Raw genomic sequence first — 25,457 nt, 5'->3', positions numbered from 1 at the left:
AAGGGCCGAAAGCGGCCGCAAGGGGGCAGCATGGTCGACGCGCGCAAACGGATCTGGGGCTGGTATTTCTTTGACTGGGCCAGCCAGCCCTACAACACGCTGCTGCTGACCTTCATCTTCGCCCCCTACATGAAAGAGCTGCTGGGGTCGGGCACCGCGGCGCAGACGGTCTGGGGCTATGGCATCGGGCTGACGGGGCTGGTGATCGCGGTTCTGGCGCCCTTTCTGGGCGCCATCGCCGACAAGGCGGGCGGGCGCATCGGGTTCATCTGGGTCTTTTCGGTGATGTATGTGCTGGGCGCCGGGGGGCTGTGGCATGCCGCGCCGGGCGATTTCAGCCTGATCTTCGTGATGCTGTGCTTTGCCATCGGCCTGATCGGCATGGAATTCGCCACCATCTTCACCAATGCCATGCTGCCCGACCTTGCGGGACGCGACCGGATGGGCCGGGTATCGGGATCCGGCTGGGCCTTTGGCTATCTGGGTGGCATGGTGGCGCTGATCGTGATGCTGACGCTGCTGGCGGAAAACGCCAGCGGGGTCACGCTGATCGGCATCGCCCCGATCCTGGGCCTTGACCCCGGGATGCGCGAGGGCACGCGATCGGTGGGCCCGCTGGTGGCGATCTGGTATGCGGTGTTCATGGTGCCGTTCTTCCTGTGGGTGCGCGAAATCCGCCGTCCCGATGCCCTGCCCGTGCGGGCCGCGGTGCGCGGCGCCTGGCCGGAACTGCGCGCAACGCTGGCGCAGTTGCCCCGGAACCGCAGCCTTCTGGCCTATCTGATGTCGTCGATGTGCTACCGCGATGCGCTGAACGGGATCTATGTCTTTGGCGGGCTGTATGCCGCCGGGGTGCTGGGCTGGTCCATTGTTCAGGTGGGCATTTTCGGCATTCTGGGCACGATCACCGGGGCCACCTTTGCCTGGGTCGGGGGCAAGGCCGATGACCGCTTTGGCCCCAAGCGGGTGATCATCTTCAACGTCATCCTTCTGGCGCTGGTGGTGATCGCGGTGGTCTTCGTGTCGCGCGACGCTGTCTTTGGCCTTGCCGTCGGCCCCGAAAGCCGCCTGCCCGACATCGCCTTTTTCGTGATCGGCGGGCTGATCGGCGCGGGCGGGGGCGCGCTGCAATCCGCCAGCCGCACGATGATGGTGCGCCAGTCCGACCCCGACAAGATCACCGAAAGCTTTGGTCTTTATGCGCTGACCGGCAAGGCCACCTCCTTCGTGGCACCGCTGACCATCGGCTGGGCAACGCAGATGAGCGGCAACCAGGCCATCGGCATAACGCCGCTTATCGTGCTTTTCCTTCTGGGGCTGGCGTTGCTACACTGGGTCGATCCGAACGGCCGCGCGCAGAAGGACCAGCCCAACGATGTTTTCGCCTAAAGCCGCCGCCATGGCCCTTGCCACGCTGATCGCCCTGCCCGCGCAGGCCGAACCGTTGGCGCGGCACCTGTTTGGCGGCCATGCCGTGCCTTCGCGCCAGCAGTCGGCGGCGATCGGCACCTATGCGCGGGGCTGTGCGGCGGGCCTTGTCGCGCTGCCCGAATCCGGGCCCACCTGGCAGGCGATGCGACTGTCGCGCAACCGCAACTGGGGCCATCCGATGATGATCGGCTTCCTGCGCGATCTGTCGGTGCAGGCCACGCGCGTCGGCTGGAAGGGGCTGTATATCGGTGACATCAGCCAGCCGCGCGGCGGGCCGATGACCGGGGGCCATGCCAGCCACCAGATCGGGCTGGATGCCGATATCTGGATGCTGCCGCCCAGGCGCCTGAACCTGAGCCGTGCCGAACGCGAAAAGATCTCATCCATCTCGGTCAGGACCGAGGATCAGACCCGCGTCAACGGCAACTGGTCCGAAAGCCACAAGGCGCTCTTGCGCGCGGCGGCGCTTGACCCGCGTGTGGACCGGATCTTTGTCGCGGCAGCGGTCAAGATCAACATGTGCAATTCCACCCCCCGGGGCGACCGTGCCTGGTTGCAGAAGATCCGCCCGATCCAGGGGCACAACACGCATTTCCATGTGCGGCTGAAATGCCCGGCAGGCGACGGATTTTGCGAAACCCAGCGCCCGACGGTGGCCGAACTGTCCAAAGGTAGCGACGGCTGTGATGAAACGCTGAACTGGTGGGTGACGACCTATCTGGAAGAACTGCGCAACCCGCCCCGGCGCGAAAAGCCCAAAGGCCCGCCGCCAAAGACCGCCAAGACCTACACACTGGCCGACTTGCCCGACCAATGCCGCAACGTTCTCGCCTCGCGCTGATCGTGGCGGTGCTGGGGCTGGCGGCGCTGCATCTGGGCGCCGAACCGGCACGGCGGGCCGATTACCTGGGCAGCTATCGCTGGGATCTGGATGACCCGGCGTTCGGCGGGTTTTCGGGGCTGGCGGTGGATGCGGACGGACAGGGTTTCGTGACCGTATCCGACCGCGCAACGGTCTGGGCCGGGCGGATCCGGCGCGATGACGCGGGGCGGATCGCCGGGGCCGATGTCAGCGCCGGGCCGATCCCGTTGCTTGACAGCCGCGGCAAGGGGCTGCGCGGCGAAACCGCCGACCCCGAGGGGCTGGCCCGGGCGGCGGATGGGGCGCTGTATATTTCCTTTGAGGGGCTGCACCGGGTGGCGCGCTACACCGACCCGGCCGGCCCGGCCGAGCGGCTGCCCCGCCCCGAAGCGTTCAAGACGCTGCAGCACAATTCCTCGCTTGAGGCGCTGGCCATCGCATCCGATGGCACGCTGTACACAATGCCCGAACGATCCGGCGGGGTCAGCCGCCCGTTCCCGGTGTTTCGCTATCGTGATGGCGTCTGGGATCAGCCGTTCGCAATTCCGCGTGATGCCAGCTGGCTGCCGGTCGGCGCGGATTTCGGCCCCGATGGCCGGTTCTACCTGCTTGAACGCGATTTCTGGGGCCTTCTGGGCTTTCTGACACGGGTCCGGGTCTTTGACCTGACGCCCCAGGGCTTTATAGGCGGCGAGGTTCTGGTTCAGACGCGCGCGGGCCGGCATGATAATCTGGAAAGCCTGTCCGTCTGGCGCGATGGCAACGGGGCGCTGCGGCTGACGATGATCTCGGACGATAATTTCCGCCTGTTCCAGCGCACCGAATTCGTCGAATACCGGCTGAAAGATTGACTTTCGCGGGCCGTCGTCCTATCTGCGGCACGTCCGCGACGGTCGCGGACCAAGTCTCCGCCACCTTGTAAAAACGGATCATCCATGTCCCGCTTTCTTCCCGGCATCCTTGCCATGGCCGCTGTCGTCGTGGCCTCGAACATTCTGGTGCAATTCCTGTTCGGCCAATGGCTGACCTGGGGTGCCTTCACCTATCCGCTGGCCTTTCTTGTCACCGATGTGATGAACCGCGTCTATGGCCCCGCCGCTGCCCGGCGCGTGGTGCTGGCGGGGTTTGTCACCGGCGTCGTCTGTTCGCTGATCGGCACGCAGATCACGGGCGAATTCGGCCCGCTGGTAACGCTGCGCATCGCGATCGGGTCGGGGCTGGCCTTCCTTCTGGCGCAGCTGACCGATGTGGCGATCTTTGACCGCCTGCGCACGGGCCGCTGGTGGCGCGCGCCGCTGGTGTCAACGCTGGTCGGGTCTTCGCTGGATACGATCGTGTTCTTTTCAGTGGCCTTCGCCGCGGGTCTGACCTGGCTTGAACCTGCCAATGACGTCGCTTGGGCGAATGAGATCCTGCCCGTTCTGGGCCTTGGCCCTGCCGCACCGCTGTGGATGTCGCTGGCGCTGGCCGACTGGATGGTAAAGCTTGGGCTTTCGATCCTGGCGCTGCTGCCTTTTCGGGCGATTGTCACGAAACTATCGCCAAAGGTTGCGTGAAAAGTTTTGACAAACACAAAATATGTGGCAGCCTGTCGATAACGGCAACGCAATGAAAGGAGGTGGTCCAGTGTCTAGAGTGATATTGGAGAGAGGTGTCGGGACAGTCAGGGGGGCCGTGGCCTGAGGGCAACCCCCGGGGTTCAGAACCCTGGCTGGGCCGGTGGATCGACCAGACCCTAACCGGACCATCTCCGTAGATCTCGGGGGCCGCTCGCAAGGGCGGCCTTTCCCATTTTTCGCATAGCCCCGACGGCGCGTTGATCACCGTCAATGACAGGCCCCGGGACCCTGCAAGACTGGCCCTTCCAACACGGAAGGGAGAGTTCCATGTTCCGCGCGGCACGCATTGCGATCAGCTTCACCATTGGCCTGTCGGCAACGGCCAGCCTGGCCCAGGGCCCCGACATCGGCGCGGGGCTTTACGCCCAGTATTGCGCAAGCTGCCATGGCGAAGCCGGGCTGGGGGATGGCCCGATGGCCGAATTGCTGGCCGTGAAGCCCCCCGATCTGACGGGCCTTGCCGCGGCCAATGACGGCGCCTTCCCGATACTGAAGGTGATCCATATCATCGACGGACGCACCGGCCTGCGCGCCCATGGCGGCGAAATGCCGGTTTTCGGCCAGAGCTTCATGAACCAGCACCCCGAGGCCGATCGAACCTATGGTGATGTAATCGAAACCCGCGGGCGCGTTCTGTCGCTTGCGATGTATCTGGAAACATTTCAGAAATAGCGCACTGCGCGGCACCCGGCCGGGCCGGGCACGACCTGGTGGCCCAAGCGGGCAATCGGGGATATGGTCTTGCGGCCGGGGGCGGGGTATCACCGCGCCAGGGTTCACCCAGATGGAGCGGGGCGCATGACCGACATAGCAGCGATGACCTTCGAAGAAGCGATGAATGAGCTTGAGGCCGTGGTTGGCCAGCTGGAACGCGGCGAAGTGCCGCTGGATCGTTCGATCGCGCTTTATGAACGCGGTGCGGCGCTGAAGGCGCATTGTGCCAGCCTGCTGCGCGATGCCGAGGAACGGGTGGAAAAGATCACGCTGGGCGAAAATGGCCAGCCCACGGGCAGCACCCCGGTCGAAGGGCTGTAGATGTTCGCCGACCGTCTGACGCAGGTGCAACGCGATGTGCAGGCCGCGCTGGATGGCGCGCTGGCGCAACGCCCCGACATCCCGCTGACGCAGGCGATGCGCTATGCCGTGCAGGGCGGCAAGCGGCTGCGGGCGTTTCTGGTGCTGGAAAGCGCGGCCTTGCACGGGCTGTCCGACGCACAGGCGATGCCGGCGGCGGCGGCGGTCGAGGCGCTGCATGCCTATAGCCTTGTCCACGACGACCTGCCCTGCATGGATGATGACGATCTGCGCCGTGGCCAGCCCACGGTACATGTGAAGTGGGATCAGGCGACGGCGGTTCTGGCCGGCGATGCGCTGCAGACCCTGGCGTTCGAACTGTGCTGCGACCCGGTTCTGGGCCCGGCGGACCGGCGCGTGGCGTTGGTGGCGGCGCTGGCACGGGCCTCGGGCGCCGAGGGGATGGTTTATGGCCAGGCGCTGGATATTGCCGCCGAAACCGCCACCCGGCCGCTGACGCTGGACCAGATCACCGCCTTGCAGGCGGGCAAGACCGGCGCGCTGATCGGCTTTGCGGCGCAGGCCGGGGCAATACTGGCGGGCGCCGACCCCCGACCGCTGGCCGCCTATGCCGCCGCCCTTGGACTTGCCTTCCAGATTGCCGACGACATCCTGGATGTCGAAGGGTCCGAAGCAACGGCGGGCAAGCGGCTGGGCAAGGACGCAGGCGCGGGCAAGGCCACCTTCGTCTCGCTTCTGGGGCTGGAAGGCGCGCGCACCCGCGCCCGCGCCCTTGTGGCCGAGGCCGAGGCCGCGCTGGCCCCCTATGGTGCGACGGCGCGGAACTTGCGGGATGCGGCGCAGTTCGTTATTGCCCGGCAGATGTAAACGCCCTTGGAGGGCTGATGAGCGACAAGCCAAACACCCCCGTTCTGGACCGCGTGACGCTGCCGTCCGACCTGAAGGCGCTCAGCGACCGTGATCTGAAGCGGCTGGCCGATGAGCTGCGGGCCGAGACGATCTCGGCCGTGTCGGTCACGGGCGGCCATCTGGGCGCGGGGCTGGGCGTGGTGGAACTGACCGTGGCGCTGCATGCGGTGTTCGACACCCCGCGCGACAAGATCATCTGGGATGTCGGCCACCAGTGTTATCCGCATAAAATCCTGACCGGGCGGCGCGACCGCATCCGCACCCTGCGGATGAAGGACGGGCTGTCAGGCTTTACCAAGCGCAGCGAGAGCCCCTATGATCCGTTCGGCGCGGGGCACAGCTCGACCTCGATTTCCGCCGCGCTGGGGTTCGCGATGGCGCGGGAACTGGGTGGCGATCCGGGCGATGCGATCGCAGTGATCGGCGATGGCGCCATGAGCGCGGGCATGGCCTTTGAGGCACTGAACAACGCGGGCCATCTGGGCAAACGGCTGTTCGTGGTGCTGAACGACAATGAAATGTCGATCGCCCCGCCGGTGGGCGCACTGTCCAGCTACCTTACCCGGCTCTATTCCGGCAACCCGTTCCAGGACCTTCGCGCCGCCGCCAAGGGCGCGGTCAGCCTGTTGCCGGAACCGTTGCAGGAAGGCGCGCGCCGCGCCAAGGAAATGCTGAAAGGCATGGCGATCGGCGGCACCTTGTTCGAGGAACTGGGGTTCACCTATGTCGGCCCGGTGGACGGGCACGACCTGGACCAGCTTTTGCCGCTGTTGCGCACCTTGAAAGCGCGGGCGACCGGGCCGATGCTAATTCATGCGGTAACGAAAAAGGGCAAGGGCTATGCCCCCGCCGAAATGCGCCCCGACCGCGGCCACGCCACCGCGAAGTTCGACGTGGTGACCGGGGCGCAGGTCAAGACACCGTCAAACGCGCCCTCCTACACCAGGGTCTTTGCCGAAAGCCTGGTGCGCGAGGCGGAAGGTGACGACAAGATCGTCGCCGTCACCGCCGCGATGCCCGATGGCACCGGACTGAACCTGTTTGCCGAACGCTTCCCCCGCCGATGTTTCGATGTGGGCATCGCCGAACAGCATGCGGTGACGTTTTCGGCGGGGCTGGCGGCGGGCGGGCTGAAGCCGTTCTGCGCGCTGTATTCCACCTTCCTGCAGCGCGGCTACGATCAGGTCGTGCATGACGTGGCGATCCAGCGCCTGCCGGTGCGCTTTGCGATCGACCGGGCCGGGCTGGTGGGCGCCGATGGCGCGACCCATGCCGGGGCCTATGACATCGCCTTCCTGACCAACCTGCCCGGCATCGTCGTGATGGCCGCCGCGGATGAGGCCGAGTTGATCCACATGGTCGCCACCGCCGCCGCGCTGGATGATCGCCCCTCGGCCTTCCGCTATCCGCGCGGCGATGGCATGGGCGTGGAAATGCCCGAACGCGGCACACCGCTGGAAATTGGCCGGGGCCGCATCGTGGCCGAGGGCGGGCGCGTCGCGATCCTGTCCTTTGGCACCCGCCTGGCCGAGGTTCTGAAGGCGCGCGAGGCACTGGCCGCGCGTGGCCTTGCGCCCACCGTGGCCGATGCGCGCTTTGCCAAGCCGCTGGACCGCGACCTGATCCTGCAACTGGTGCGTCACCATGAGGCACTGATCTGCGTTGAGGAAGGCGCGGTCGGCGGGTTCGGCAGCCATGTCGCGCAGCTTCTGGCAGACGAAGGCGTCTTTGACCGGGGCTTCAAGTTCCGGTCGATGGTACTGCCCGACACTTTCATCGACCACGCCACGGCCGAGGACATGTATGCCGCAGCCGGCATGAACGCGCCGCAGATCGAGGCCAGGGTGCTGGAGGTTCTGGGCGTCGCGGTGGCCCGGCGCGCCTGATCCGGGCAAGCTTCACTTGATTTTTACATCCCCCTGCGCATGCTTGGCCAAGGCATGCCCACAGCCGCAGGGAGGCGATGATGGAAATCCTGCCACGAGAGGTTCTGACCGCACTGAACGATGCCCGTCAGGCAGAGGCGCAGCGCCGGTCGCGGCTGCGTGTGCAGGCGGGTGATCAGGTTCTGCCGGTTCTGCGGCGCTGGCGCGGCGGTTTCGCGCTGGATGCGGCGCGGGTGTCGCAGCTGCGTGGACTGGTGGACCTGTATGATGGCGCGCGCCACCTGTCGACCTGCCTGATCATCGCCTCGGCGGTTGAAGGGGATGAACTGATCTGCACGACCAAGCGCGAAACCGCAGTCCGCGACGGGGCGGCGCTGGATTTCGCGCGTGATGATCACGCCCCCCGGGCCCTGCTGCCCCGGCTTTAGCCCCCGGCCCGCGCGAAGCCGCTATTGCAGATCGGCAAAGGCCGCCTGCAACCGGGCCACAGCCTCGGCCACGCGGGCGCGGGGCGTGGCAAGGTTGAACCGCAGAAAGCTTTCACCCCCCAGACCAAAGGTGGCGCCGTGGTTCGCCGCAATCCGCGCGCCTTTTTCGACCCGCGCGGTAAATTCCCCCGGCGCCATTCCGGTGCCCGCAAAATCGACCCAGGCAAGATAGGTCGCCTCCAGCTTCATGGACCGCAGGCCGGGAATTGCGTCGATCCCCGCATCGAACAGGCGCCGGTTCCCGTCAAGATAGCCTATCAGCGCATCCAGCCACGCGGCCCCTTCGGACGAATAGGCCGCCGTCGCCATCGCCAAGCCGAAACTGTTGGGCGAAATGCCCATGGCCGCCATGCGCCCGGCAAAGCGCGCGCGCAAGGCCGGATCGGGAATGATGACATTGCCGGCATGCGCGCCCGCAATGTTGAAGGTCTTGGTGGTCGCGGTCATCATCACCAGCCGGTCCGCCACATCCGGGCAGGCGCGCGCCATCACCTGATGGGCGTGACCCGGCATCACCAGATCATGATGGATTTCATCCGACACCAGGATCAGCCCGTGCCGCTTGCAGAAATCGGCCGTGGCGCGCAGCTCGGCCGCGGACCAGACCCGGCCGCCGGGGTTATGCGGGGAACACAGGATCAGCATCCGCTCGGCCCCGGTCATCTGCGCATCCCAGGCGGCAAAGTCCATTTCATACCGGCCATCGGCCAGCTTCAGCGGGCATTCCACCACCCGTCGACCCGCGGCATTGATGACACGCGCAAAGGCGTGATACACCGGCGTCATCAACACCACACCATCGCCCGGCCGGGTAAAGGCATCGACGCACAGCGCGGTGCCGTTCACCAGCCCATGCGTGGTAAAAATCCAGTCCCGCTCAACCGCCCAGCCGTGCCGGGCCTGCATCCACCAGCGGATCGCATCCAGATAGGGCACGTCATCGCCCCAATAGCCATAGACCCCATGCCCGGCCAGCGCCTCAACCGCGCGCTGCACACAGGCGGGGGGGCGAAAATCCATATCCGCCACCCACATGGCGATGCCATCCTGCGGGCTGACGCCATAGGCCTGGGCCATGCCGTCCCATTTCACCGAATGGGTCCCGCGGCGGTCGATCGCTTCATCAAAGTCGGGGGTCTGGGGCATGGCGCGGCATCCTGAGATTTCTGGGCATCAATTTCGTTCTGAAGTTATGGATTAATTCAGCATATTATTCCTGTAAATATCAATAAAGTAGAATTTTGTCCCGATTATTAATTGTAAGCCGGAACAATTATCCGCCAATCCTCACACCATTGCGTCAACGCCCCCCATCGCCTAAATCATCGCCATGACCATTCGCCCGATCCTGATCCATCCCGACCCCCGGCTCAAGAAACTTTGCGAGCCCGTTGCCACCGTCGATGCCGACATCCGGCGGCTGGCCGATGACATGCTGGCCACCATGTATGATGCGCCCGGCGTGGGCCTGGCGGCGCCGCAGGTGGGTGTGCTGCGGCGGATGTTCGTGATGGATTGCGTCAAGGAAAAGGACGCCGCCCCCGCCCCGATGGTGCTGATCAACCCCGAGGTCACCTGGACCTCGGAAGATCTGAACACCTATGAAGAGGGCTGCCTGTCGATCCCCGAACAATATGCCGAGGTCACCCGCCCGGCCGAGGTGCGGATGCGCTGGATGGGCCTTGACGGGCAGATGCATGAGGAACAGTTTGACGGTCTCTGGGCCACCTGCGCCCAGCACGAGCTGGACCACCTGAACGGCAGGCTTTTCATCGATTACCTGGGCCCGCTGAAGCGCCAGATGATCACCCGCAAGATGGAAAAGCTCAAACGCGAACGCGCCCGCACCGCGCAGGCCTGATCCGCAAAGGAACGCCCATGGCCGTGCGCCCCTTTCTGCCCTACGAAGACCGCCGTCTGCACACCCCCGCGGCCCCCGTCGCGGCGGTGACCGAAACCGTCCGCATGGTCTGGGACGACATGATCGACACGATGGAGGCAATGCCCGGCGTGGGCCTGGCCGCCCCCCAGATCGGCATCATGCTGCGCCTTGCGGTGGTCGATGCCTCGGACAAGCGCGGCCAGGCGATCCGGATGGCCAACCCCGAGGTGCTCCACGCCTCGATCCAGTTGCGCAAGCATGAAGAGGCAAGCCCGAACCTGCCGGGCGTCTCGGCGCTGATCGAACGCCCCCGCGCCGTCACCGTGCGCTTCCTCAATGACACCGGAGAGATTGAGGAACGCGATTTCGTCGGCCTCTGGGCGACATCGGTCCAGCATCAGATCGATCACCTGAACGGCAAGACCTATCTGGATCACCTCTCGCCCCTGCGACGCAAGATGCTGGTGCAGAAATCGAAAAAGGGCACACGATGAGGGTGGTTTTCATGGGCACGCCGGACTTCTCGGTCCCGGTGCTGGACGCGCTGGCCCGCGACCATCAGGTGATCGCCGCCTATTGCCAGCCCCCTCGCCCCGCGGGCCGCGGCAAGAAGGCACGCCCATCCCCCGTCCAGGCCCGGGCCGAGGCGCTTGGCATCCCGGTGCGCCACCCGCGCAGCCTGAAAGGCGCCGCCGAACAACAAGACTTCGCCACCCTTGGCGCCGATATCGCCGTGGTGGTGGCCTATGGCCTGATCCTGCCGCAGGCGGTTCTGGACGCCCCCCGGCACGGCTGCCTGAACATCCACGCCTCGCTTCTGCCGCGCTGGCGCGGGGCCGCGCCGATCCACCGTGCGATCATGGCGGGGGATGCGGAAACCGGCATCTGCATCATGCAGATGGACGCAGGCCTGGACACCGGCCCGGTGCTGCTGCGCGAAACCACCCCGATCGGGCCGACCGAAACGACCGGCGCGCTGCACGACCGCCTCAGCACTATGGGCGCGCGGATGATCCTGGACGCGCTGGCCCGCCTGCCCGACCTGCACGCCGAACCGCAGGCCGAAACCGGCGTGACCTACGCCACCAAGATCGACAAGGCCGAAGCACGCATCGACTGGTCACGCCCCGCCAACCAGATCCTGCGCCAGATCAACGGTCTGTCGCCCTTCCCCGGCGCCTTCACCGAAATCGCGGGCGAACGGATCAAGCTGCTGCGCGCCAGTCCCGCCACTGGCAGCGGGCAACCCGGCCAGGTTCTGGACGGCTTTACCATCGCCTGCGGCACCGGCGCCGTCACGGTGCTTGAAGCGCAGCGCGAAGGCAAGCGCCCGATGCCGGCCAAGGAACTGCTGCGCGGCCTTGCCCTGCCCGACATCCTGACCTGATCTTCTTCTTGGCGAAAATACTCCACGGGGGTCCGGGGGTGTGAAACCCCCGGCATCCCGACCCTTTGCAACGGCAAGCCAAAGTCCCATATTGACCGGCAGGAGGCACCCATGCAGATCGTCGTTCTCATCATCATCGGGGCCGCAGCCGGCTTCATCGCCACCCGCGCGATGCGGATGGAAACCGATATCCCCACCACGATCGCGATCGGCATCATCGGCGCGCTGATCGGCGGGCTGACCCTGCGGGTGCTGCTGACGATCACCGGCTGGATGGCCGGTTTCGTCGGGGCGGTGCTTGGGGCAATGGCGCTGATCTGGCTCTGGCGTCGCTACGGGCCGCGCTAGAATGGTCGGAACCTTTCTTGCCTTCGCGGGCATGGCCGGGCTGCGCCTTGCGCTATGGGGTGGCGCGCTGGGGCTGTGGCTGCTGACCCGGCCGGGGGGCTGGGCGGTGCTGGCTGCCGCGCTGCTGACGGGCGTGAAACTGCTGCCCGCACCCACACCTTGACCCTTTTCCCGCCCCCCGAATGCACGCATACTTGCGTCAGCAGTTCATGGGGGCAGTGATGAATTCCAACGATCTTCTGGGTGGAAACGCCGTTTTCCTGGCGCTGGCGGCCTTTCTGGTCCTTGCGGTCTTTCTGGGCGTCCGCATCGTGCCGCAATCGGAAAAGCATGTGGTCGAACGCTTTGGCCGGCTGCGGGCGGTGCTGGGGCCGGGCATCAACTTCATCGTTCCCTTTCTGGACCGGGTCGCGCACCGCATTTCGGTGCTGGAACGCCAGCTGCCCACCAACCGGCAGGATGCCATCACCGCCGACAACGTCCTGGTACAGGTCGATACCTCGGTCTTCTACCGGATCATCGAGCCGGAAAAGACCGTCTACCGCATCCGCGACATCGACGCCGCCATCGCCACCACGGTGGCCGGGATCGTCCGGTCCGAAATCGGCCGGATGGAACTGGACACGGTGCAATCCAACCGCGCGGGGCTGATCGGCACGATCCGCGACAATCTGGCCAATGTCGTCGATGACTGGGGCATCGAGGTGACCCGCGCCGAGATCCTGGATGTGAACCTGGATGAGGCGACCCGTGCCGCCATGCTGCAACAGCTGAACGCTGAACGCGCGCGCCGCGCGCTGGTCACCGAGGCCGAGGGTCGCAAGCGCGCGGTCGAGCTTCAGGCCGATGGCGCGCTTTACGCCGCCGAACAAGAGGCCAAGGCCAAGCGCGTCCTGGCCGAGGCCGAGGCCTATGCCACCGGCGTCATCGCCGAAACGATCAAGGAGGCCGGGCTTGAAGCGGCACAATATCAGGTGGCTCTGAAGCAGGTCGAGGCCATTGCCGCGGTGGCGCAGGGGCAGGGCAAGCAGACCGTGATCCTGCCCGCCGCCGCGCTGGAGGCCTTTGGCAATGCCTTCGGACTTTTGAAAGGCAAGGCGCAATGATCTGGCAACAGGCTTGGGTCTGGGTCGCGGGCGGGGTGGTCCTGGGGGCGCTGGAAATGCTGGTGCCCGGGTTCTTCCTTCTGGGCTTTGCCATCGGTGCCGTGCTGGTCGGCGCGCTGGTCTGGCTGGGCTGGCTGGGCGCCTCGCTGCCGGCGATGATCTTTGTCCTGGCGCTGACCGCGCTTGGCGCATGGCTTGGGCTGCGCCGCGCGGCGGGCGTACGCCGGGGCCAAAACAAGCTGTGGCACACCGACATCAACGAAGACTGAGGCCCCCGCCCCCGGATGGAACTTTCACGCGCGCCCGGCGTTAAGCGCGAAAGTTCACATCACAGGAGACGGCCATGAACACCCAACCCCCGCGTCCGCAAGGGTCTTCGTCCGGCGGCATCTATTTCGTTCTGGGCGCCATCATCGTGGCGCTGATCGTCGTGATCTGGCTGGTGATGGACAGCCCCGCCCCCACCGGCACGCCCGAGGCAACCGCGCCCGAGGCAACCGCGCCCGAGGCGCCTGCCTCGGTGACCATCACCAATGAGGCGCCCGACACCGGCGTTGTCGTGTCCCCAAGCCCGGAACCAGCAGAGCCCGCGGCACCGGCCGCACCCGAAGCCCCCGCCGAATCGGCCACGCCGGCCGACTGACGCGATCAAGGCAGGGTCAGGCCCCGGCCAGGTCCCGCACGATCGCCAGCGCCGCCGCCTTCGGATCGTCGGCCTGCCACACCGGCCGGCCGACGACGATATGATCCGACCCCGCCGCGATCGCGGCGGCGGGCGTTTCAACGCGCTTCTGATCGCCCAGCGCGGCCCCGGCCGGGCGCACCCCGGGGGTAACGATCAGCTTGCCCGCGGCTTCCGGCAGCACCCGGATCAAGGCGGCCTCTTGTGGCGAGGCGATCACCCCATCCGCCCCGGCCGCAAAGGCGCGGCCCGCGCGTTCCACCACCAGATCGGCAACAGCGCCGGGCTTGATCAGCGCGCCATCCAGATCGGCCCGATCCAGCGATGTCAGGATGGTCACGGCCAGGATCTTCAGATCCTTGCCCGCAGCGCCCTGTTTGGCAGCCGCCACCACATAAGGGTCGCCATGCACGGTCAGGAAATCAAGGTCATACTGCGCCAGCCCGCGCACCGCCGCCTCAACCGTGGCGCCGATGTCGAACAGCTTCATGTCCAGAAAGATGCGCTTGCCATGTTCGGCCTTCAGCTCGTTGGCCAGCGCAAGGCCGCCCCCGGTCAACATGCCCAGGCCGATCTTGTAGAAGGAAACGGCATCCCCCAGCGTCTTGGCCAGTTCCAGCCCCGCAAGGGCGTTCGGCACATCAAGGGCGACGATCAGGCGGTCATCGGCGGGCAGGGTCATCGGAAGCCTCCGGCGTTGCAAGGGACGGCGCCGTCTTGCGCGCAAGCGCCCCGCAGGTCAAGCCTGTGCCGGTTGCAGCCCGCCAATCCCGCGCCAGGCGCCCCGCCGCGTCAGCACGCGGGGCAGCTGGGCATGCGGCCCGACCTGTACGGTGCGGCCATGGCCGTATGGCACAGAATCATGTGCAAATCCCCGCTCGGGATGACCAGGGACAGGACGCCAAAGGTTGCGACAGGGTTTCCAAAGCCACGCGCAAACACACGAATTTTTCCCCGCCGGCGGCACGACCTGCCCCTTGAACCACGCGAATGGCGCGCCCAACTCTGGATCAAGACCCGGAAGGGGCCGCGCCATGACGGGCGGCCTGCGCCGGGGGCTTCATGGAAGGAGAACCCGATGAACATGGAAAAGTTCACGGAACGGTCGCGTGGGTTCCTGCAGGCCGCCCAGACCATCGCAATGCGTGAGGGACATCAGCGCGTGGTCCCCGAACATCTTCTGAAGGCGCTGATGGATGACGATCAGGGGCTGTCGGCCAACCTGATCCGCCGCGCCGGGGGCGAACCCGCCCGCGTGACCGAAGCGGTTGATCTGGCGGTGTCGAAACTGCCGAAAGTGTCCGGCGGGGACGGGCAGGTTTACGTTGAACAATCGCTGGTCCGCGTGCTGGACGAGGCGGAAAAGATCGCCAGGAAGGCGGGCGACAGCTTCGTGCCGGTCGAACGCATCCTGATGGCGCTGGCGGTGGTCAACACCCGCGCCAAGGACGCGCTGGATGCGGGCGCGGTGACCGCACAAAAGCTCAACACAGCAATCAATGACATCCGCAAGGGCCGCACCGCCGACAGCGCCAGCGCCGAGGAAGGCTATGACGCGCTGAAGAAATACGCCCGCGACCTGACCGAGGCCGCCGAGAACGGCAAGATCGACCCGATCATCGGTCGGGATGAGGAAATCCGCCGCACCATGCAGGTGCTGAGCCGCCGCACCAAGAACAACCCGGTTCTGATCGGCGAACCCGGCGTGGGCAAGACCGCAATCGCCGAAGGCCTTGCGCTGCGCATCATCGATGGTGACGTGCCCGAATCCTTGCGCAACAAGCGCCTTCTGGCGCTGGACATGGGCGCGCTGATCGCGGGTGCGAAATACCGCGGCGAGTTCGAGGAACGGCTGAAGGCGATCCTGAAGGAAATCGAGGCCGCCGCGGGCGAGGTCATCCTGTTCATCGACGAAATGCACACCCTTGTCGGCGCAGGCAAGACCGATGGCGCGATGGATGCCGCCAACCTGATCAAACCGGCGCTGGCGCGCGGCGAGTTGCACTGCGTCGGCGCGACTACGCTGGATGAATACCGAAAATACGTCGAAAAGGACGCGGCCCTGGCCCGCCGGTTCCAGCCGGTGATGGTCGAGGAACCGACGGTCGAGGATACCATCTCGATCCTGCGTGGCATCAAGGAGAAGTATGAGCTTCACCACGGCGTGCGCATTTCCGACAGCGCGCTGGTGGCGGCGGCAACGCTGTCGCATCGCTACATCACCGACCGCTTCCTGCCCGACAAGGCGATCGACCTTGTGGATGAGGCTGCCAGCCGCCTGCGGATGGAGGTGGACAGCAAGCCCGAAGAACTGGACCAGCTGGACCGCCAGATCCTGCAGTTGCAGATCGAAGCCGAGGCGCTGAAGAAAGAAGACGATGCCGCCTCGAAGGACCGGCTGGAAAAACTGGAAAGAGAGCTGTCCGACCTGCAGCAGCGCAGCGCCGAGATGACGGCGAAATGGCAGGCCGAGCGCGACAAGCTCGAATCCGCGCGCGGCCTGAAGGAACAGCTGGACCGCGCCCGCGCCGAACTGGACCAGGCCAAGCGCGAAGGCAATCTGGCCCGCGCGGGTGAGTTGTCCTATGGCGTCATTCCGGGGCTGGAAAAGCAGCTGGCCGCGGCCGAGGCACAGGAAGACGCGCTGATGGTCGAAGAGGCCGTGCGCCCCGAACAAATCGCCGAGGTGGTGGAACGCTGGACCGGCATCCCCACCTCGAAGATGCTGGAAGGTGAGCGCGAGAAGCTGCTGAAGATGGAGGAAGAGCTTGGCAAGCGGGTCATCGGCCAGCGTCAGGCGGTGGTCGCTGTGTCGAACGCCGTGCGCCGCGCGCGCGCGGGCCTGAACGATGAAAACCGCCCGCTGGGGTCGTTCCTGTTCCTGGGCCCCACCGGCGTGGGCAAAACCGAACTGACCAAGGCGGTCGCCGAATATCTGTTCGACGACGACACCGCGATGGTCCGCATCGACATGTCGGAATTCATGGAAAAACACGCGGTGGCCCGGCTGATCGGTGCGCCGCCGGGCTATGTCGGCTATGATGAGGGCGGTGTGCTGACCGAAGCCGTGCGGCGCCGACCCTATCAGGTCGTGCTGTTCGATGAGGTGGAAAAGGCCCATCCCGACGTGTTCAACGTGCTGTTGCAGGTGCTTGATGACGGGGTGCTGACCGATGGCCAGGGCCGCACGGTCGATTTCAAGCAGACGCTGATCGTGCTGACCTCAAACCTTGGGTCGCAGGCGCTGAGCCAGTTACCCGAGGGCAGTGACAGCGGTGCCGCGCGGGCGCAGGTGATGGAAGCGGTGCGGGCGCATTTCCGCCCCGAGTTCCTGAACCGGCTGGATGAGACGATCATCTTCGACCGGCTGACGCGCGACAACATGGACGGCATCGTGACCATCCAGCTGCGGCGACTGGAAAAACGGCTGGCAGCGCGCAAGATCACGCTGGATCTGGACGATGCGGCGCGCAAATGGCTGGCGGATCAGGGTTATGATCCGGTCTTCGGGGCCCGCCCCCTGAAGCGCGTGATCCAGCGGCATCTGCAGGACCCGCTGGCCGAAATGATTCTGGCCGGCAAGGTACGCGATGGCGACAGCGTGACGGTGACAGCCGGGCCCGGGGGGCTGATTGTCGGTGACCATCTGACCGTTGCCCCGCAAGACGCACCCTTCGGGGCGGCGCTGCATTGATAACACGGGCCGGGGGGGTGACCCTTCCCGGCCCCCGGCTTCGCGGCCGAAGATGGGGGCGCTGCCCCCACGGCCTGCGGCCTTCCCCCGGGATATTTCCGCAAAGCCGAAGGGGCGTGACAAAAGGCACTTGCCCCTCGCCACGCGGCGTGCGGGGGAGTAATCTGCGCCACGAACCCGGTGACCGCCATGCCCGCCCTGTGCCGCGACTGCCTTGCTGTTTACGAAATCCCATCGCCGCGCTGTCCGCAGTGCCGGGGGCCGCGCATTGTTGCGCATCCCGAATTGTTCGATCTCTCGATCGCGCATCTGGATTGCGATGCCTTCTATGCCTCGGTAGAAAAGCGCGATGATCCGTCGCTGGCGGCACGGCCGGTGATCGTGGGGGGCGGCGCGCGGGGGGTGGTGTCCACCTGCTGCTATGTCGCGCGCATATCCGGGGTTCGCTCGGCGATGCCGATGTTCAAGGCCCGTCAGATTTGCCCCGATGCGGTGGTGATCCACCCCCGGATGACGCATTATGCCGATGTATCGCGCCAAATTCGCGCAATGATGGCGGCGCTGAGCCCGCTGATCGAACCCCTGTCGCTGGATGAGGCGTTTCTGGACCTGACGGGCACCGCGCGGTTGCATCACGCCCCCCCTGCGCTAAGCCTGGCGCGGCTGGCGCGGCGGATCGAAGCCGGGATCGGGGTCAGCATTTCGATCGGGCTGTCGCACAACAAGTTCCTTGCCAAGATCGCCTCGGATCTGGACAAACCGCGCGGCTTTGCCGTGATCGGTCGTGGCGATACCGAGGATTTCCTGCGCGACAAGCCGACCAGCCTGCTGTGGGGGGTGGGGGCCGCGACGCAGGCGGCACTGGCGCAGGCCGGGATCCGCAGCCTTGCCGACATCCGTCGTCAGGACCGCACCGCGATGGCGCGCCGGTTCGGGGCCCAGGGCGACCGGATCTGGCGCCTGGCGCATGGGCAGGATGATCGTCGCGTTTCACCCGATGCGCCGATGAAATCGGTGTCGGCGGAAACCACCTTCGCCAGCGACATTGCCGACCCCGAGGCCCTGCGCGATCAGCTGTGGCATCTGTGTGAAAAGGTGTCCGCCCGGATGAAAGCCAAGGGCCTTGCGGGTCGCGTGGTCACGCTGAAGCTGCGGCGCAAGGATTTTTCCGCCCGGACCCGGCAGCGCGCGCTGACAGAGCCCGCGCAACTGGCCGACACCTTGTTCACCACGGGCACAGCCCTTCTGGCGGCCCTCGATCCCGGTCCCTGCCGGCTGATCGGGATCGGCTATTCCGAGCTTTGCCCAACGCCCGACAGCGACCCGGTGGGTGACTTGCTGGACCCCTGCGCCCGCGCCCGCGCCGGGGCCGAGCGCGCTATCGACCGGATCCGGGCGCGATTCGGGCACGATGCCATCGCCAAGGGGCGGGGCTGGGATGCGGGTGACTAAGCAGTCATTCCGCAGCCATCCGGCTCTGCCCGCCGGCAAGGCGCGCAATTCGCCCGATGACACGTTCAAAGCCCCTTGCAAAGGCAGGGAATGTGGGCGCGGGCCGGATCTGCACCTCGTCCATATATAGCGCGCGGTCGATTTCGACCTGGATCACATGGCGGTTGCGCGCGGGGCGCCCATAAGCCTGCGTCATATAAGCCCCGGCGAAGGGCGAATTGCGCCGTACCCGAAAACCCTCGGCCCGAAACGCGGCTTCGACCCCATCCATGACCCACGCCGCCGCTGCCGCGCCGAATCGATCGCCCAGCACAATATGCGGGCGCGCGGCACCAAACCCGTCCAGTGCTTCGCCGGGCATGGAATGCACGTCGATCAGAATCGCCTGACCGAACCGCGCGGCGACCCCATCCAGAAGCTCTGACAGATGCCGGTGATAGGGGGTCCAGACCGTATCCAGCCGCGCCTGCGCCTCGGCCAGGGTGATCTTGCCGGAATAGATCTGCCGCCCCCCCGCCACCACGCGTGGAATCACCCCCAGCCCCGCCATGACACGCGGGCTGCGCGCGGCCGGACGCAGCCCGTCAATCAGGGCAGGGTCCAGTTCATCGGCGGCCCGGTTCAGGTCAACCCAGGCCCGCGGCGCCTGCGCGGCAAGCACGGCCGCACCATGAAACGGGGCGGCTTCAAGCAGCCGGTCGACAAAGGCATCTTCCGAGGACCGAAGCCTGCGTTCATCCAGCACCGTGCGCCGCAGCAGGTCTGCGGGATAATCGCGCCCGCTGTGCGGCGACGCAAAAACCACCGCCGACGTAATCCGTTCGGGCGAGTACAGACGGAATGGCGGCGCTGCATTCTGGGCCATGGTATCTCCTCGGCTCGGGTCCAATCTACACTGGATTGATTTCCCGCCAAAACCCCCTTGAAAGGTCCCGCGACTCCTTTTATAGACCCCCAGACCGACGCGGTCCCGCCCGCGTCCTTTCTTTTGGATACGGCGGGCCAGACGGGTGTGGGCGGTTAGCTCAGCGGTAGAGCACTACGTTGACATCGTAGTGGTCACTGGTTCGATCCCAGTACCGCCCACCATTTTCACCGCTTCCGTTTCGGAGGCATTCAGGTTTCAAGGCGCACGCGCGCCGCGAATAGGAGAAGACCGATGAAGGTCCGTAACTCGCTCCGCTCGCTCAAGCAGCGTCACCGCGATTGCCAGATCGTGCGCCGCAAGGGCCGCGTCTATGTGATCAACAAGACGCAGCGTCGCTACAAGGCCCGTCAGGGCTGATAGCGCACAGCAGGCACCAGGAAAATGGCCGTGTCGGGTTTCCGCCGCGGCCTTTTCCATTGTCTTTCGGCTTTGCGAAAATATCCCGGGGGGTGAGCGCGGCACGCGCGAGGGGGGCAGAGCCCCCCTGCCCCCTTGGCCCTGTGCCGCTCATCGCAGGCCAATGCTTCCGGCCAGAAGCTGCGCAACCGTTGCCTGATCCAGATAGCCTGTGACCGGCAGGTTGCGCGCCTGCTGATAGCGCCGGATCGCACGGCGCGTATCGTCATCAAAGACACCATCCGCCCGGCCCGGCTTCAGATCCAGCTGCGCCAACCGGGTTTCGACCAGCGTACGCATCAGCCCCGGCAGGTTCAGCGCATCTTCGGTCGCGCGGGCGCGTTCCAGATCTGCGGCGCCATCGGCTTCGTCCTGCAGCACGGCGATTCGGGCCTCGGCCTCTTCGCGGAAGGCCGGGTCTGACCGGCCGGCCAGATAGTCGCGGTAGGCTGCCACCGTATCCGCGCGCGCGGCGCGGTCCCAGGCGGCGCGATCTTCGACCGCGGCCGCATCCCGTCGCTGGGCCTCGAACACGCCCAGGCGTTCGGTTGCCAGTTCGGCGAACAGACCATCGGGATATTTCTTCAGATAGGCACGCAGACCCGCCTCATCCCCGGCGGCGCCTGTTTCGTCCCAATACATCCGGTCCTGACGCTCTTGTTCGGCCCGGCGTTCGGCGGCCTCGGCTTCCAGTTCGGCGGCGCGGCGCGCGCCCTGCGCGGCCAGACGCATCAGCTGTTCGCGCGACAGGAACCCCGACGGGTCAAACCCTTCGGCCGCCTGCCAGCGACCGATGGCCGCGCGGGAAGCGGGGCCGAAGATGCCGTCCACACCTTTCGGATCATAGCCAAGGATGGTCAGGTTCTGTTGCACTTCCCGGCGCTGGTCGCGGGTCAGATCAAGCCCGTCTTCCGCGGCCTTCGCGGCGCGGGCAGGTTCGGCCTCGATCGCGGCGATTCGCTCGCGCGCGGTGCGGGCCTGTTCGCCACGCGGGAACCGCTCAAGATACAGCTGATAGGCGGCAACGGTGTTTTCACGCTGCGCCAGATCCCAATAGGCGCGGTCCGCATCCGCCGGGCGGGCCTGCGGCGGGACGGATGTGGCACCGGGGGCGGGGGCCGCCGCGATCAGCACATGACCCTTGGGCAGAAAGCCCGCCGCGCGCAGATCGGCCCGGGCGGCAGCCGTGTCAATCGCGGTGCCCGGGCGCAGCAGATCGCCGCCAAGATATTCGCCCACGGCGACCGGGGTCCCCAACAGAACCGTCACCCCCTGCGGGATGTCCAGCGAACCGACCCCTTCGAACAGATAGCTGCCCGCCGCACGCGGCGCATCGCGCACCGCCTCGGCCCCCAGCAGCAGCACCGCCTGCCCCGGATGGCCCGCAAGAACCGTCAGCACCGCCGAAAGCGGCAAGCCACGGGTAACAGATTCGTTGAAATCGCCGGTCTCGGCATCAACGGGCAGGAACCAGGTTTCCCGGTCCGAATGCCGGAAATGGCCCGCCAGCGCCACGACGATCCGATCCGCCTTCGGCGCGTCGGTTACAAACCGGGCCAGACGCGCGCGGATTTCGCCTGCATCGGCGTCATCTTCGGCCAGAACGGTAAAGCCCGCGCGTTCCAGCGCCGCGCGCGCTCTGGCCGGCGCGGTGCCGCCGCGCAGATCGGACAGGGTTTCATAGTCGCCATTCGCCAGCACCATCGCCAGATCGGCGGCACCGGCAGGCAGGGCCAGGGCGGCCAGCGCCGCGCTTGTCATCAGGACTTTCCGCATGGTCTCCTCCGTCATCCGATGACGAAACGTCAGACCTGGCCGCCTGGTTCCCCCTAATCGTATTTGCGAAGGTCCTCGATCACCTTGCCGTCATTGGGCAGGCTGCCGACGGGGACAAGTTCGATCACGCCCTTCATCTTCAACGCCGAGACGACGCCCGCCTGATAGCGATCCGCCTGATCCGCCGGGGTTTCGATCCGCACGGTCATCACATCCATCTCACCCGTGCGGGTGGCCACGACACGGGCGCGCGTCACCTCGGGGTGGGCGGCGACAAAACTTGCCACCTGTTCGGGGCGTACGAACATACCCTTGATCTTGGTGGTCTGATCGGCCCGGCCCATCCAGCCCTTGATACGCAGATTGGTCCGCCCGCAGGGCGAGGGCCCGGCCAGAACCGCCGACAGATCCCCGGTGGCAAAGCGCACCAGCGGGTAATCGGGGTTCAGCGTGGTCACGACGACCTCGCCGACCTCGCCTTCGGGGACGGGATCGCCGGTGCCGGGGCGCACGATTTCCACGATGACGCCTTCGTCGACGATCATCCCCTCCATCGCGGGGGATTCATAGGCGATATTGCCCAGATCGGCAGTGGCATAGCATTGCAGCGTGGCGATACCCCGGTCGGCATATTCCTGGCGCAGGCTGGGGAACAGCGCCCCGCCCCCCACCGCCGCGCGGGTAATGCGCAGCCGCTCGCCCATGTCCTCGGCCTTGTCGAGGATGATCTTCAGATAATCGGGGGTACCGCTGTAGACGGTGGTACCCACATCGACCGCCGCGCGCACCTGAAGCTCGGTCTGGCCGGTGCCGGCGGGCAAGACGGCGGCACCCACCGCCCGCGCGCCCGATTCAAAGATCATGCCGGCGGGCGTCAGGTGATAGCCAAAGCAGTTCTGCACAATGTCGCCCGGGCCCACACCGCAGGCGTGCAGGAACCGTCCCATGCGCCACCAGTCATGGTCCAGCCCGCCAGGTTCATAGATCGGGCCTGGCGACTGAAAGATGTGGGCAAAGCCATGCGCGGGGCGGGTGGTCATGGCCCCAAAGGGGGCGTTGGCCCTTTGTGCCGCACCCAGTTCGGATTTGCGCAGCACCGGCAGGCGGGCCAGCGCGGCACGGTCTGTCACCGCGGCCGTTTCGGCGCCCTTCAGATGCGCGGCCATCCCCGGCGCAGTCATCGCGCGGGCGATCGCGGCGGGCAGATCGCGCGCCAGTGCCGCCGCGCGTTCATCGGCGGATCGGGTTTCCAATGCGTCAAAATACTGGTTCATCGCAATATACGGGGGGTGCCCGCTCCCTGCCACCCTGCGGGGGCAGGGCGATGTTCATCCGGTTTCCGGTGCCTGTCCTTACGCCAGCCAGCGTTTGCGGCGACGATAGCTGCGCACATCGCGGAAGGATCGGCGCCCTTCATCCGACATGCCCAGGTAGAATTCCTTGACGTCCGGGTTTTCCCGCAAGGCCTGCGCGGGGCCATCCATCACCACGCGACCGCTTTCCAGGATATAACCGTAATGGGCATAGCGCAGCGCCACGTTGGTGTTTTGCTCGGCCAGCAGGAAGGTCACGCCTTCGCCTTCGTTCACCGCCTTCACGATTTCAAAGATCTGTTCGACCAGCTGCGGCGCAAGGCCCATGGACGGTTCATCCAGAAGGATCGTTTCGGGCCGGCTCATCAGGGCGCGGCCCATCGCCACCATCTGCTGTTCCCCGCCCGAGGTATAGCCCGCCTGGCTTTTGCGCCGTTCCTTCAGACGCGGGAAATAATTGTAGACCATTTCCAGATCGCGGGCGATTTCGGCGCGGCCATCCGTGCGGGTATAGGCGCCGGTCAGCAGGTTTTCCTCAACCGTCAGGTGTTCAAAGCAATGCCGCCCCTCCATCACCTGGATGACGCCCTTGCGCACCAGATCGGCGGGCGACATGTCCTGCACGCGTTCCCCGCGATACTGGATCGTGCCCTTGGTCACCTCGCCGCGTTCGGATTTCAGCAGGTTCGAGATCGCCTTGAGCGTGGTGGTCTTGCCTGCCCCGTTGCCCCCCAGAAGCGCGGTCACCCCGCCCTTGGGGACCGAAAGGCTGACCCCTTTCAGCACGAGGATCACATGGTTGTAGATCACCTCGATATTGTTGACCTCCAGCAGGGTCTGATCTGTCTGGGTGGCGTCAAGCATGGGTGGACCCCCTGAATTCGGTGGATGCCCCCGGCCCGGCAAGGCCGGGGGCCATGGCGTCAGTTGCAGCGCTCGGAAATCCCGGCTTCCTTCGCATAGGCCTGCGAATCTTCCAGGACCAGCGGGGTCAGAACCTCATCATCGGGTGCGATGAAACCGGTGATCAGGTTCCACTTCCTGGCGCTGGCATCCCATTGCTGGATCAGCGCCGCGCCCGGGCCACCGTGATCTTCGCAGCTGGCCGCAAAAGGCTGGCCAAAGTTCGGCAGCCCCAGTTCGACCATCCGCTCTTCGGTGATCTCCAGCGCCTCAAAGCCGTCGCGCATCTGGGCGGCATTGATGGCGCTGGTGCCAGCCAGTTCCTGCGCCTTGCGCGCGGCCTCGGCGATGACCATCGCGGCATACATGCCGCGCGAATACAGCACCGATCCGACCTGATCGCCCGCGCCCGCGGCCTTGCCGGCGTCGATCACATATTTCTTCAGATCCTCATAGACCGGATAGTCCATCCCGGTGCCATGCATCGCCAGCGACTTGTAGCCGTTCGCGCCATCACCCGCGGGAAGAACGTCGTTTTCCGACCCCGACCACCAGATGCCGATGAAATTTTCCATCGGGAAACGGATGTTGGCGGCTTCCTGAACGGCAACCTGGTTCATCACGCCCCAGCCCCAGAACAGGACGTAATCGGGCTTGTCGCGGCGGATCTGCAGCCACTGCGATTTCTGTTCCTGGCCGGGGCTGTCAACGGGGATCTCGGTCAGGGCATAGCCATGCTTCTTCGAGAGCTCCTGCAGCGTGCGGATTGGTTCCTTGCCATAGGCCGAGTTGTGATACAGCAGCGCGATCTTTTTCCCCTCAAGGCTGCCGCCGTTCAGGTCCAGCAGATGCTTGATCGCAACGCTGGCGCCATCCCAGTAGTTCGCGGGATAGTTGAAGACCCATTCGAACACCTTGCCGTTCGCCGCCGAGGTCCGGCCATAGCCGGGCGTATACAGCGAAATACCATCGGCCGAGACCTTGGGGATCAGCTGATAGGTGATGCCGGTGGACAGCGGGTTGTAGACCAGCGCGCCATTGCCCTTGGTCGCCTCATAGCATTCCACGCCTTTTTCGGTGTTATAGGCGGTTTCGCATTCCGGCACCTGAACCTTTTCCCCGCCGATGCCGCCGTCACGTTCGTTCAGCAGGGTAAAGTAATCGTTGAACCCATCGGCATAGGGGATACCGCCCGCCGCGAAGGGACCCGTGCGATAGCTGAGGTTGGGGATGACCAGATCGGCCATCGCCGGGGCGGCGGCGGTCATTGCCGCGGCCACGATTGCGGTGAATGTCTTCTTCATACGTTGATCTCCTCCCAGAGCGTATTCAGGTTTCTTGCCGGTTTTCCGGTTCTTGC

General features: G+C 65.9%; 27 protein-coding genes and 1 tRNA gene. 21 read left to right on the top strand and 7 right to left on the bottom strand.

Annotated features, from left to right (window positions below):
• Window positions 1-30 precede the first annotated feature (30 nt).
• From ACK8OU_RS04830 to ACK8OU_RS04790, 9 genes are all read left to right on the top strand, one after another.
• Window positions 31-1,389: an MFS transporter gene (locus ACK8OU_RS04830; RefSeq protein WP_410302251.1), complete on the top strand. Its 1,359-nt coding sequence runs from the start codon at window positions 31-33 to the stop codon at window positions 1,387-1,389.
• Complete coding sequence (gene mepA, locus ACK8OU_RS04825; protein WP_410302250.1) at window positions 1,376-2,272, top strand: penicillin-insensitive murein endopeptidase; 897 nt, start codon at window positions 1,376-1,378, stop codon at window positions 2,270-2,272. Before ACK8OU_RS04830 ends, mepA begins: the two co-directional genes overlap by 14 nt.
• Window positions 2,245-3,144: an esterase-like activity of phytase family protein gene (locus ACK8OU_RS04820; protein WP_410302249.1), complete on the top strand. Its 900-nt coding sequence runs from the start codon at window positions 2,245-2,247 to the stop codon at window positions 3,142-3,144. Before mepA ends, ACK8OU_RS04820 begins: the two co-directional genes overlap by 28 nt.
• A gap of 84 nt (window positions 3,145-3,228) precedes the next feature.
• Window positions 3,229-3,849 (top strand): queuosine precursor transporter, encoded by a 621-nt coding sequence (locus tag ACK8OU_RS04815; RefSeq protein ID WP_410302248.1) that lies wholly within the window; start codon window positions 3,229-3,231, stop codon window positions 3,847-3,849.
• Between the two features lie 330 nt (window positions 3,850-4,179).
• Window positions 4,180-4,584 (top strand): c-type cytochrome, encoded by a 405-nt coding sequence (locus ACK8OU_RS04810; protein ID WP_410302247.1) that lies wholly within the window; start codon window positions 4,180-4,182, stop codon window positions 4,582-4,584.
• 126 nt (window positions 4,585-4,710) lie between these two features.
• Window positions 4,711-4,947, top strand: coding sequence for an exodeoxyribonuclease VII small subunit (locus ACK8OU_RS04805; protein ID WP_410302246.1), 237 nt, complete (start codon window positions 4,711-4,713; stop codon window positions 4,945-4,947).
• Complete coding sequence (locus ACK8OU_RS04800) at window positions 4,948-5,814, top strand: polyprenyl synthetase family protein (RefSeq protein ID WP_410302245.1); 867 nt, start codon at window positions 4,948-4,950, stop codon at window positions 5,812-5,814.
• Between the two features lie 17 nt (window positions 5,815-5,831).
• Complete coding sequence (dxs, locus tag ACK8OU_RS04795; RefSeq protein WP_410302244.1) at window positions 5,832-7,742, top strand: 1-deoxy-D-xylulose-5-phosphate synthase; 1,911 nt, start codon at window positions 5,832-5,834, stop codon at window positions 7,740-7,742.
• An 80-nt stretch (window positions 7,743-7,822) separates the two neighbouring features.
• Complete coding sequence (locus tag ACK8OU_RS04790; RefSeq protein WP_410302243.1) at window positions 7,823-8,170, top strand: hypothetical protein; 348 nt, start codon at window positions 7,823-7,825, stop codon at window positions 8,168-8,170.
• A 21-nt stretch (window positions 8,171-8,191) separates the two neighbouring features.
• Here ACK8OU_RS04790 and ACK8OU_RS04785 read toward each other — a convergent pair whose 3' ends face one another.
• Window positions 8,192-9,376: a MalY/PatB family protein gene (locus ACK8OU_RS04785; protein WP_410302242.1), complete on the bottom strand. Its 1,185-nt coding sequence runs from the start codon at window positions 9,374-9,376 to the stop codon at window positions 8,192-8,194.
• Window positions 9,377-9,560: 184 nt separating this feature from the next.
• On the opposite strand from ACK8OU_RS04785, the gene def (ACK8OU_RS04780) reads away from it, so the two are divergent.
• From def (ACK8OU_RS04780) to ACK8OU_RS04745, 8 genes are all read left to right on the top strand, one after another.
• The gene (gene def / locus ACK8OU_RS04780) at window positions 9,561-10,091 is read left to right on the top strand and encodes a peptide deformylase (RefSeq protein ID WP_410302241.1); all 531 of its coding nucleotides are present in this window, start codon (window positions 9,561-9,563) and stop codon (window positions 10,089-10,091) included.
• Between the two features lie 17 nt (window positions 10,092-10,108).
• Complete coding sequence (gene def / locus ACK8OU_RS04775; RefSeq protein WP_410302240.1) at window positions 10,109-10,606, top strand: peptide deformylase; 498 nt, start codon at window positions 10,109-10,111, stop codon at window positions 10,604-10,606.
• Window positions 10,603-11,499 carry a methionyl-tRNA formyltransferase gene (fmt, locus tag ACK8OU_RS04770; RefSeq protein ID WP_410302239.1) on the top strand — a complete coding sequence of 299 codons (897 nt, stop codon included), beginning with the start codon at window positions 10,603-10,605 and terminating at the stop codon, window positions 11,497-11,499. Before def (ACK8OU_RS04775) ends, fmt begins: the two co-directional genes overlap by 4 nt.
• A 111-nt stretch (window positions 11,500-11,610) precedes the next feature.
• On the top strand, window positions 11,611-11,847 hold the full coding sequence (locus ACK8OU_RS04765) for a GlsB/YeaQ/YmgE family stress response membrane protein (protein WP_410302238.1): 237 nt from the start codon (window positions 11,611-11,613) through the stop codon (window positions 11,845-11,847).
• A 1-nt stretch (window position 11,848) separates the two neighbouring features.
• Entirely contained in the window at window positions 11,849-12,010 is a 162-nt protein-coding gene (locus ACK8OU_RS04760; protein ID WP_410302237.1) for a hypothetical protein, read from the top strand.
• Between the two features lie 58 nt (window positions 12,011-12,068).
• Complete coding sequence (locus tag ACK8OU_RS04755; protein WP_410302236.1) at window positions 12,069-12,953, top strand: SPFH domain-containing protein; 885 nt, start codon at window positions 12,069-12,071, stop codon at window positions 12,951-12,953.
• Window positions 12,950-13,222, top strand: coding sequence for an NfeD family protein (locus tag ACK8OU_RS04750; RefSeq protein ID WP_410302235.1), 273 nt, complete (start codon window positions 12,950-12,952; stop codon window positions 13,220-13,222). Before ACK8OU_RS04755 ends, ACK8OU_RS04750 begins: the two co-directional genes overlap by 4 nt.
• A 74-nt stretch (window positions 13,223-13,296) precedes the next feature.
• A complete protein-coding gene (locus tag ACK8OU_RS04745; protein ID WP_410302234.1) occupies window positions 13,297-13,596 on the top strand; it encodes a hypothetical protein in 300 nt (99 codons plus the stop codon).
• A 16-nt stretch (window positions 13,597-13,612) separates the two neighbouring features.
• On the opposite strand, the gene pyrF is transcribed toward ACK8OU_RS04745, so the two are convergent.
• The gene (pyrF, locus tag ACK8OU_RS04740; protein WP_410302233.1) at window positions 13,613-14,317 is read right to left on the bottom strand and encodes an orotidine-5'-phosphate decarboxylase; all 705 of its coding nucleotides are present in this window, start codon (window positions 14,315-14,317) and stop codon (window positions 13,613-13,615) included.
• A gap of 396 nt (window positions 14,318-14,713) precedes the next feature.
• Between pyrF and clpB the strand changes: the two genes are divergently transcribed.
• Entirely contained in the window at window positions 14,714-17,329 is a 2,616-nt protein-coding gene (clpB, locus tag ACK8OU_RS04735) for an ATP-dependent chaperone ClpB (protein ID WP_410302232.1), read from the top strand.
• Window positions 17,330-17,518: 189 nt separating this feature from the next.
• Window positions 17,519-18,781: a DNA polymerase IV gene (locus ACK8OU_RS04730; protein WP_410302467.1), complete on the top strand. Its 1,263-nt coding sequence runs from the start codon at window positions 17,519-17,521 to the stop codon at window positions 18,779-18,781.
• 4 nt (window positions 18,782-18,785) lie between these two features.
• Here the strand turns inward: ACK8OU_RS04730 and ACK8OU_RS04725 are convergent, their stop codons facing one another.
• Window positions 18,786-19,646 carry an N-formylglutamate amidohydrolase gene (locus ACK8OU_RS04725; RefSeq protein WP_410302231.1) on the bottom strand — a complete coding sequence of 287 codons (861 nt, stop codon included), beginning with the start codon at window positions 19,644-19,646 and terminating at the stop codon, window positions 18,786-18,788.
• Window positions 19,647-19,795: 149 nt separating this feature from the next.
• Here ACK8OU_RS04725 and ACK8OU_RS04720 point away from each other — a divergent pair.
• Window positions 19,796-19,870 (top strand) — tRNA-Val (locus tag ACK8OU_RS04720).
• Window positions 19,871-19,940: 70 nt separating this feature from the next.
• The gene (ykgO, locus tag ACK8OU_RS04715; protein WP_035712875.1) at window positions 19,941-20,066 is read left to right on the top strand and encodes a type B 50S ribosomal protein L36; all 126 of its coding nucleotides are present in this window, start codon (window positions 19,941-19,943) and stop codon (window positions 20,064-20,066) included.
• A 150-nt stretch (window positions 20,067-20,216) separates the two neighbouring features.
• On the opposite strand, the gene ACK8OU_RS04710 is transcribed toward ykgO, so the two are convergent.
• The 4 genes from ACK8OU_RS04710 to ACK8OU_RS04695 all read right to left on the bottom strand — a co-directional run bounded on the left by ACK8OU_RS04710 (window position 20,217) and on the right by ACK8OU_RS04695 (window position 25,401).
• Window positions 20,217-21,881 carry a peptidoglycan-binding domain-containing protein gene (locus ACK8OU_RS04710; protein ID WP_410302230.1) on the bottom strand — a complete coding sequence of 555 codons (1,665 nt, stop codon included), beginning with the start codon at window positions 21,879-21,881 and terminating at the stop codon, window positions 20,217-20,219.
• A gap of 53 nt (window positions 21,882-21,934) precedes the next feature.
• Window positions 21,935-23,155: a phenylacetate--CoA ligase family protein gene (locus ACK8OU_RS04705; protein WP_410302229.1), complete on the bottom strand. Its 1,221-nt coding sequence runs from the start codon at window positions 23,153-23,155 to the stop codon at window positions 21,935-21,937.
• A gap of 78 nt (window positions 23,156-23,233) precedes the next feature.
• The gene (locus ACK8OU_RS04700; protein ID WP_410302228.1) at window positions 23,234-24,058 is read right to left on the bottom strand and encodes an ABC transporter ATP-binding protein; all 825 of its coding nucleotides are present in this window, start codon (window positions 24,056-24,058) and stop codon (window positions 23,234-23,236) included.
• A gap of 59 nt (window positions 24,059-24,117) precedes the next feature.
• The gene (locus tag ACK8OU_RS04695) at window positions 24,118-25,401 is read right to left on the bottom strand and encodes an ABC transporter substrate-binding protein (RefSeq protein WP_410302227.1); all 1,284 of its coding nucleotides are present in this window, start codon (window positions 25,399-25,401) and stop codon (window positions 24,118-24,120) included.
• Between the last annotated feature and the right edge of the window lie 56 nt (window positions 25,402-25,457).

This window comes from Pontitalea aquivivens (assembly GCF_046507575.1).
In the GTDB taxonomy this organism is placed as follows: Bacteria; Pseudomonadota; Alphaproteobacteria; order Rhodobacterales; family Rhodobacteraceae; genus Pontitalea; species Pontitalea aquivivens.
This window is presented reverse-complemented; position numbering and strand designations above follow the sequence as displayed.

Coding starts and splice junctions, on each gene's coding strand:
- ACK8OU_RS04785 (WP_410302242.1), bottom strand. CDS start 9,376: ATGCCCCAGACCCCCGACTTTGATGAAGCGATCGACCGCCGCGGGACC.
- def (WP_410302240.1), top strand. CDS start 10,109: ATGGCCGTGCGCCCCTTTCTGCCCTACGAAGACCGCCGTCTGCACACC.
- ACK8OU_RS04695 (WP_410302227.1), bottom strand. CDS start 25,401: ATGAAGAAGACATTCACCGCAATCGTGGCCGCGGCAATGACCGCCGCC.
- ACK8OU_RS04805 (WP_410302246.1), top strand. CDS start 4,711: ATGACCGACATAGCAGCGATGACCTTCGAAGAAGCGATGAATGAGCTT.
- ACK8OU_RS04830 (WP_410302251.1), top strand. CDS start 31: ATGGTCGACGCGCGCAAACGGATCTGGGGCTGGTATTTCTTTGACTGG.
- fmt (WP_410302239.1), top strand. CDS start 10,603: ATGAGGGTGGTTTTCATGGGCACGCCGGACTTCTCGGTCCCGGTGCTG.
- ACK8OU_RS04800 (WP_410302245.1), top strand. CDS start 4,948: ATGTTCGCCGACCGTCTGACGCAGGTGCAACGCGATGTGCAGGCCGCG.
- ACK8OU_RS04710 (WP_410302230.1), bottom strand. CDS start 21,881: ATGCGGAAAGTCCTGATGACAAGCGCGGCGCTGGCCGCCCTGGCCCTG.
- ACK8OU_RS04725 (WP_410302231.1), bottom strand. CDS start 19,646: ATGGCCCAGAATGCAGCGCCGCCATTCCGTCTGTACTCGCCCGAACGG.
- dxs (WP_410302244.1), top strand. CDS start 5,832: ATGAGCGACAAGCCAAACACCCCCGTTCTGGACCGCGTGACGCTGCCG.
- ACK8OU_RS04790 (WP_410302243.1), top strand. CDS start 7,823: ATGGAAATCCTGCCACGAGAGGTTCTGACCGCACTGAACGATGCCCGT.
- mepA (WP_410302250.1), top strand. CDS start 1,376: ATGTTTTCGCCTAAAGCCGCCGCCATGGCCCTTGCCACGCTGATCGCC.
- ACK8OU_RS04820 (WP_410302249.1), top strand. CDS start 2,245: ATGCCGCAACGTTCTCGCCTCGCGCTGATCGTGGCGGTGCTGGGGCTG.
- ACK8OU_RS04760 (WP_410302237.1), top strand. CDS start 11,849: ATGGTCGGAACCTTTCTTGCCTTCGCGGGCATGGCCGGGCTGCGCCTT.
- pyrF (WP_410302233.1), bottom strand. CDS start 14,317: ATGACCCTGCCCGCCGATGACCGCCTGATCGTCGCCCTTGATGTGCCG.
- def (WP_410302241.1), top strand. CDS start 9,561: ATGACCATTCGCCCGATCCTGATCCATCCCGACCCCCGGCTCAAGAAA.
- ACK8OU_RS04700 (WP_410302228.1), bottom strand. CDS start 24,058: ATGCTTGACGCCACCCAGACAGATCAGACCCTGCTGGAGGTCAACAAT.
- clpB (WP_410302232.1), top strand. CDS start 14,714: ATGAACATGGAAAAGTTCACGGAACGGTCGCGTGGGTTCCTGCAGGCC.
- ACK8OU_RS04755 (WP_410302236.1), top strand. CDS start 12,069: ATGAATTCCAACGATCTTCTGGGTGGAAACGCCGTTTTCCTGGCGCTG.
- ACK8OU_RS04705 (WP_410302229.1), bottom strand. CDS start 23,155: ATGAACCAGTATTTTGACGCATTGGAAACCCGATCCGCCGATGAACGC.
- ACK8OU_RS04815 (WP_410302248.1), top strand. CDS start 3,229: ATGTCCCGCTTTCTTCCCGGCATCCTTGCCATGGCCGCTGTCGTCGTG.
- ACK8OU_RS04750 (WP_410302235.1), top strand. CDS start 12,950: ATGATCTGGCAACAGGCTTGGGTCTGGGTCGCGGGCGGGGTGGTCCTG.
- ACK8OU_RS04745 (WP_410302234.1), top strand. CDS start 13,297: ATGAACACCCAACCCCCGCGTCCGCAAGGGTCTTCGTCCGGCGGCATC.
- ACK8OU_RS04765 (WP_410302238.1), top strand. CDS start 11,611: ATGCAGATCGTCGTTCTCATCATCATCGGGGCCGCAGCCGGCTTCATC.
- ykgO (WP_035712875.1), top strand. CDS start 19,941: ATGAAGGTCCGTAACTCGCTCCGCTCGCTCAAGCAGCGTCACCGCGAT.
- ACK8OU_RS04810 (WP_410302247.1), top strand. CDS start 4,180: ATGTTCCGCGCGGCACGCATTGCGATCAGCTTCACCATTGGCCTGTCG.
- ACK8OU_RS04730 (WP_410302467.1), top strand. CDS start 17,519: ATGCCCGCCCTGTGCCGCGACTGCCTTGCTGTTTACGAAATCCCATCG.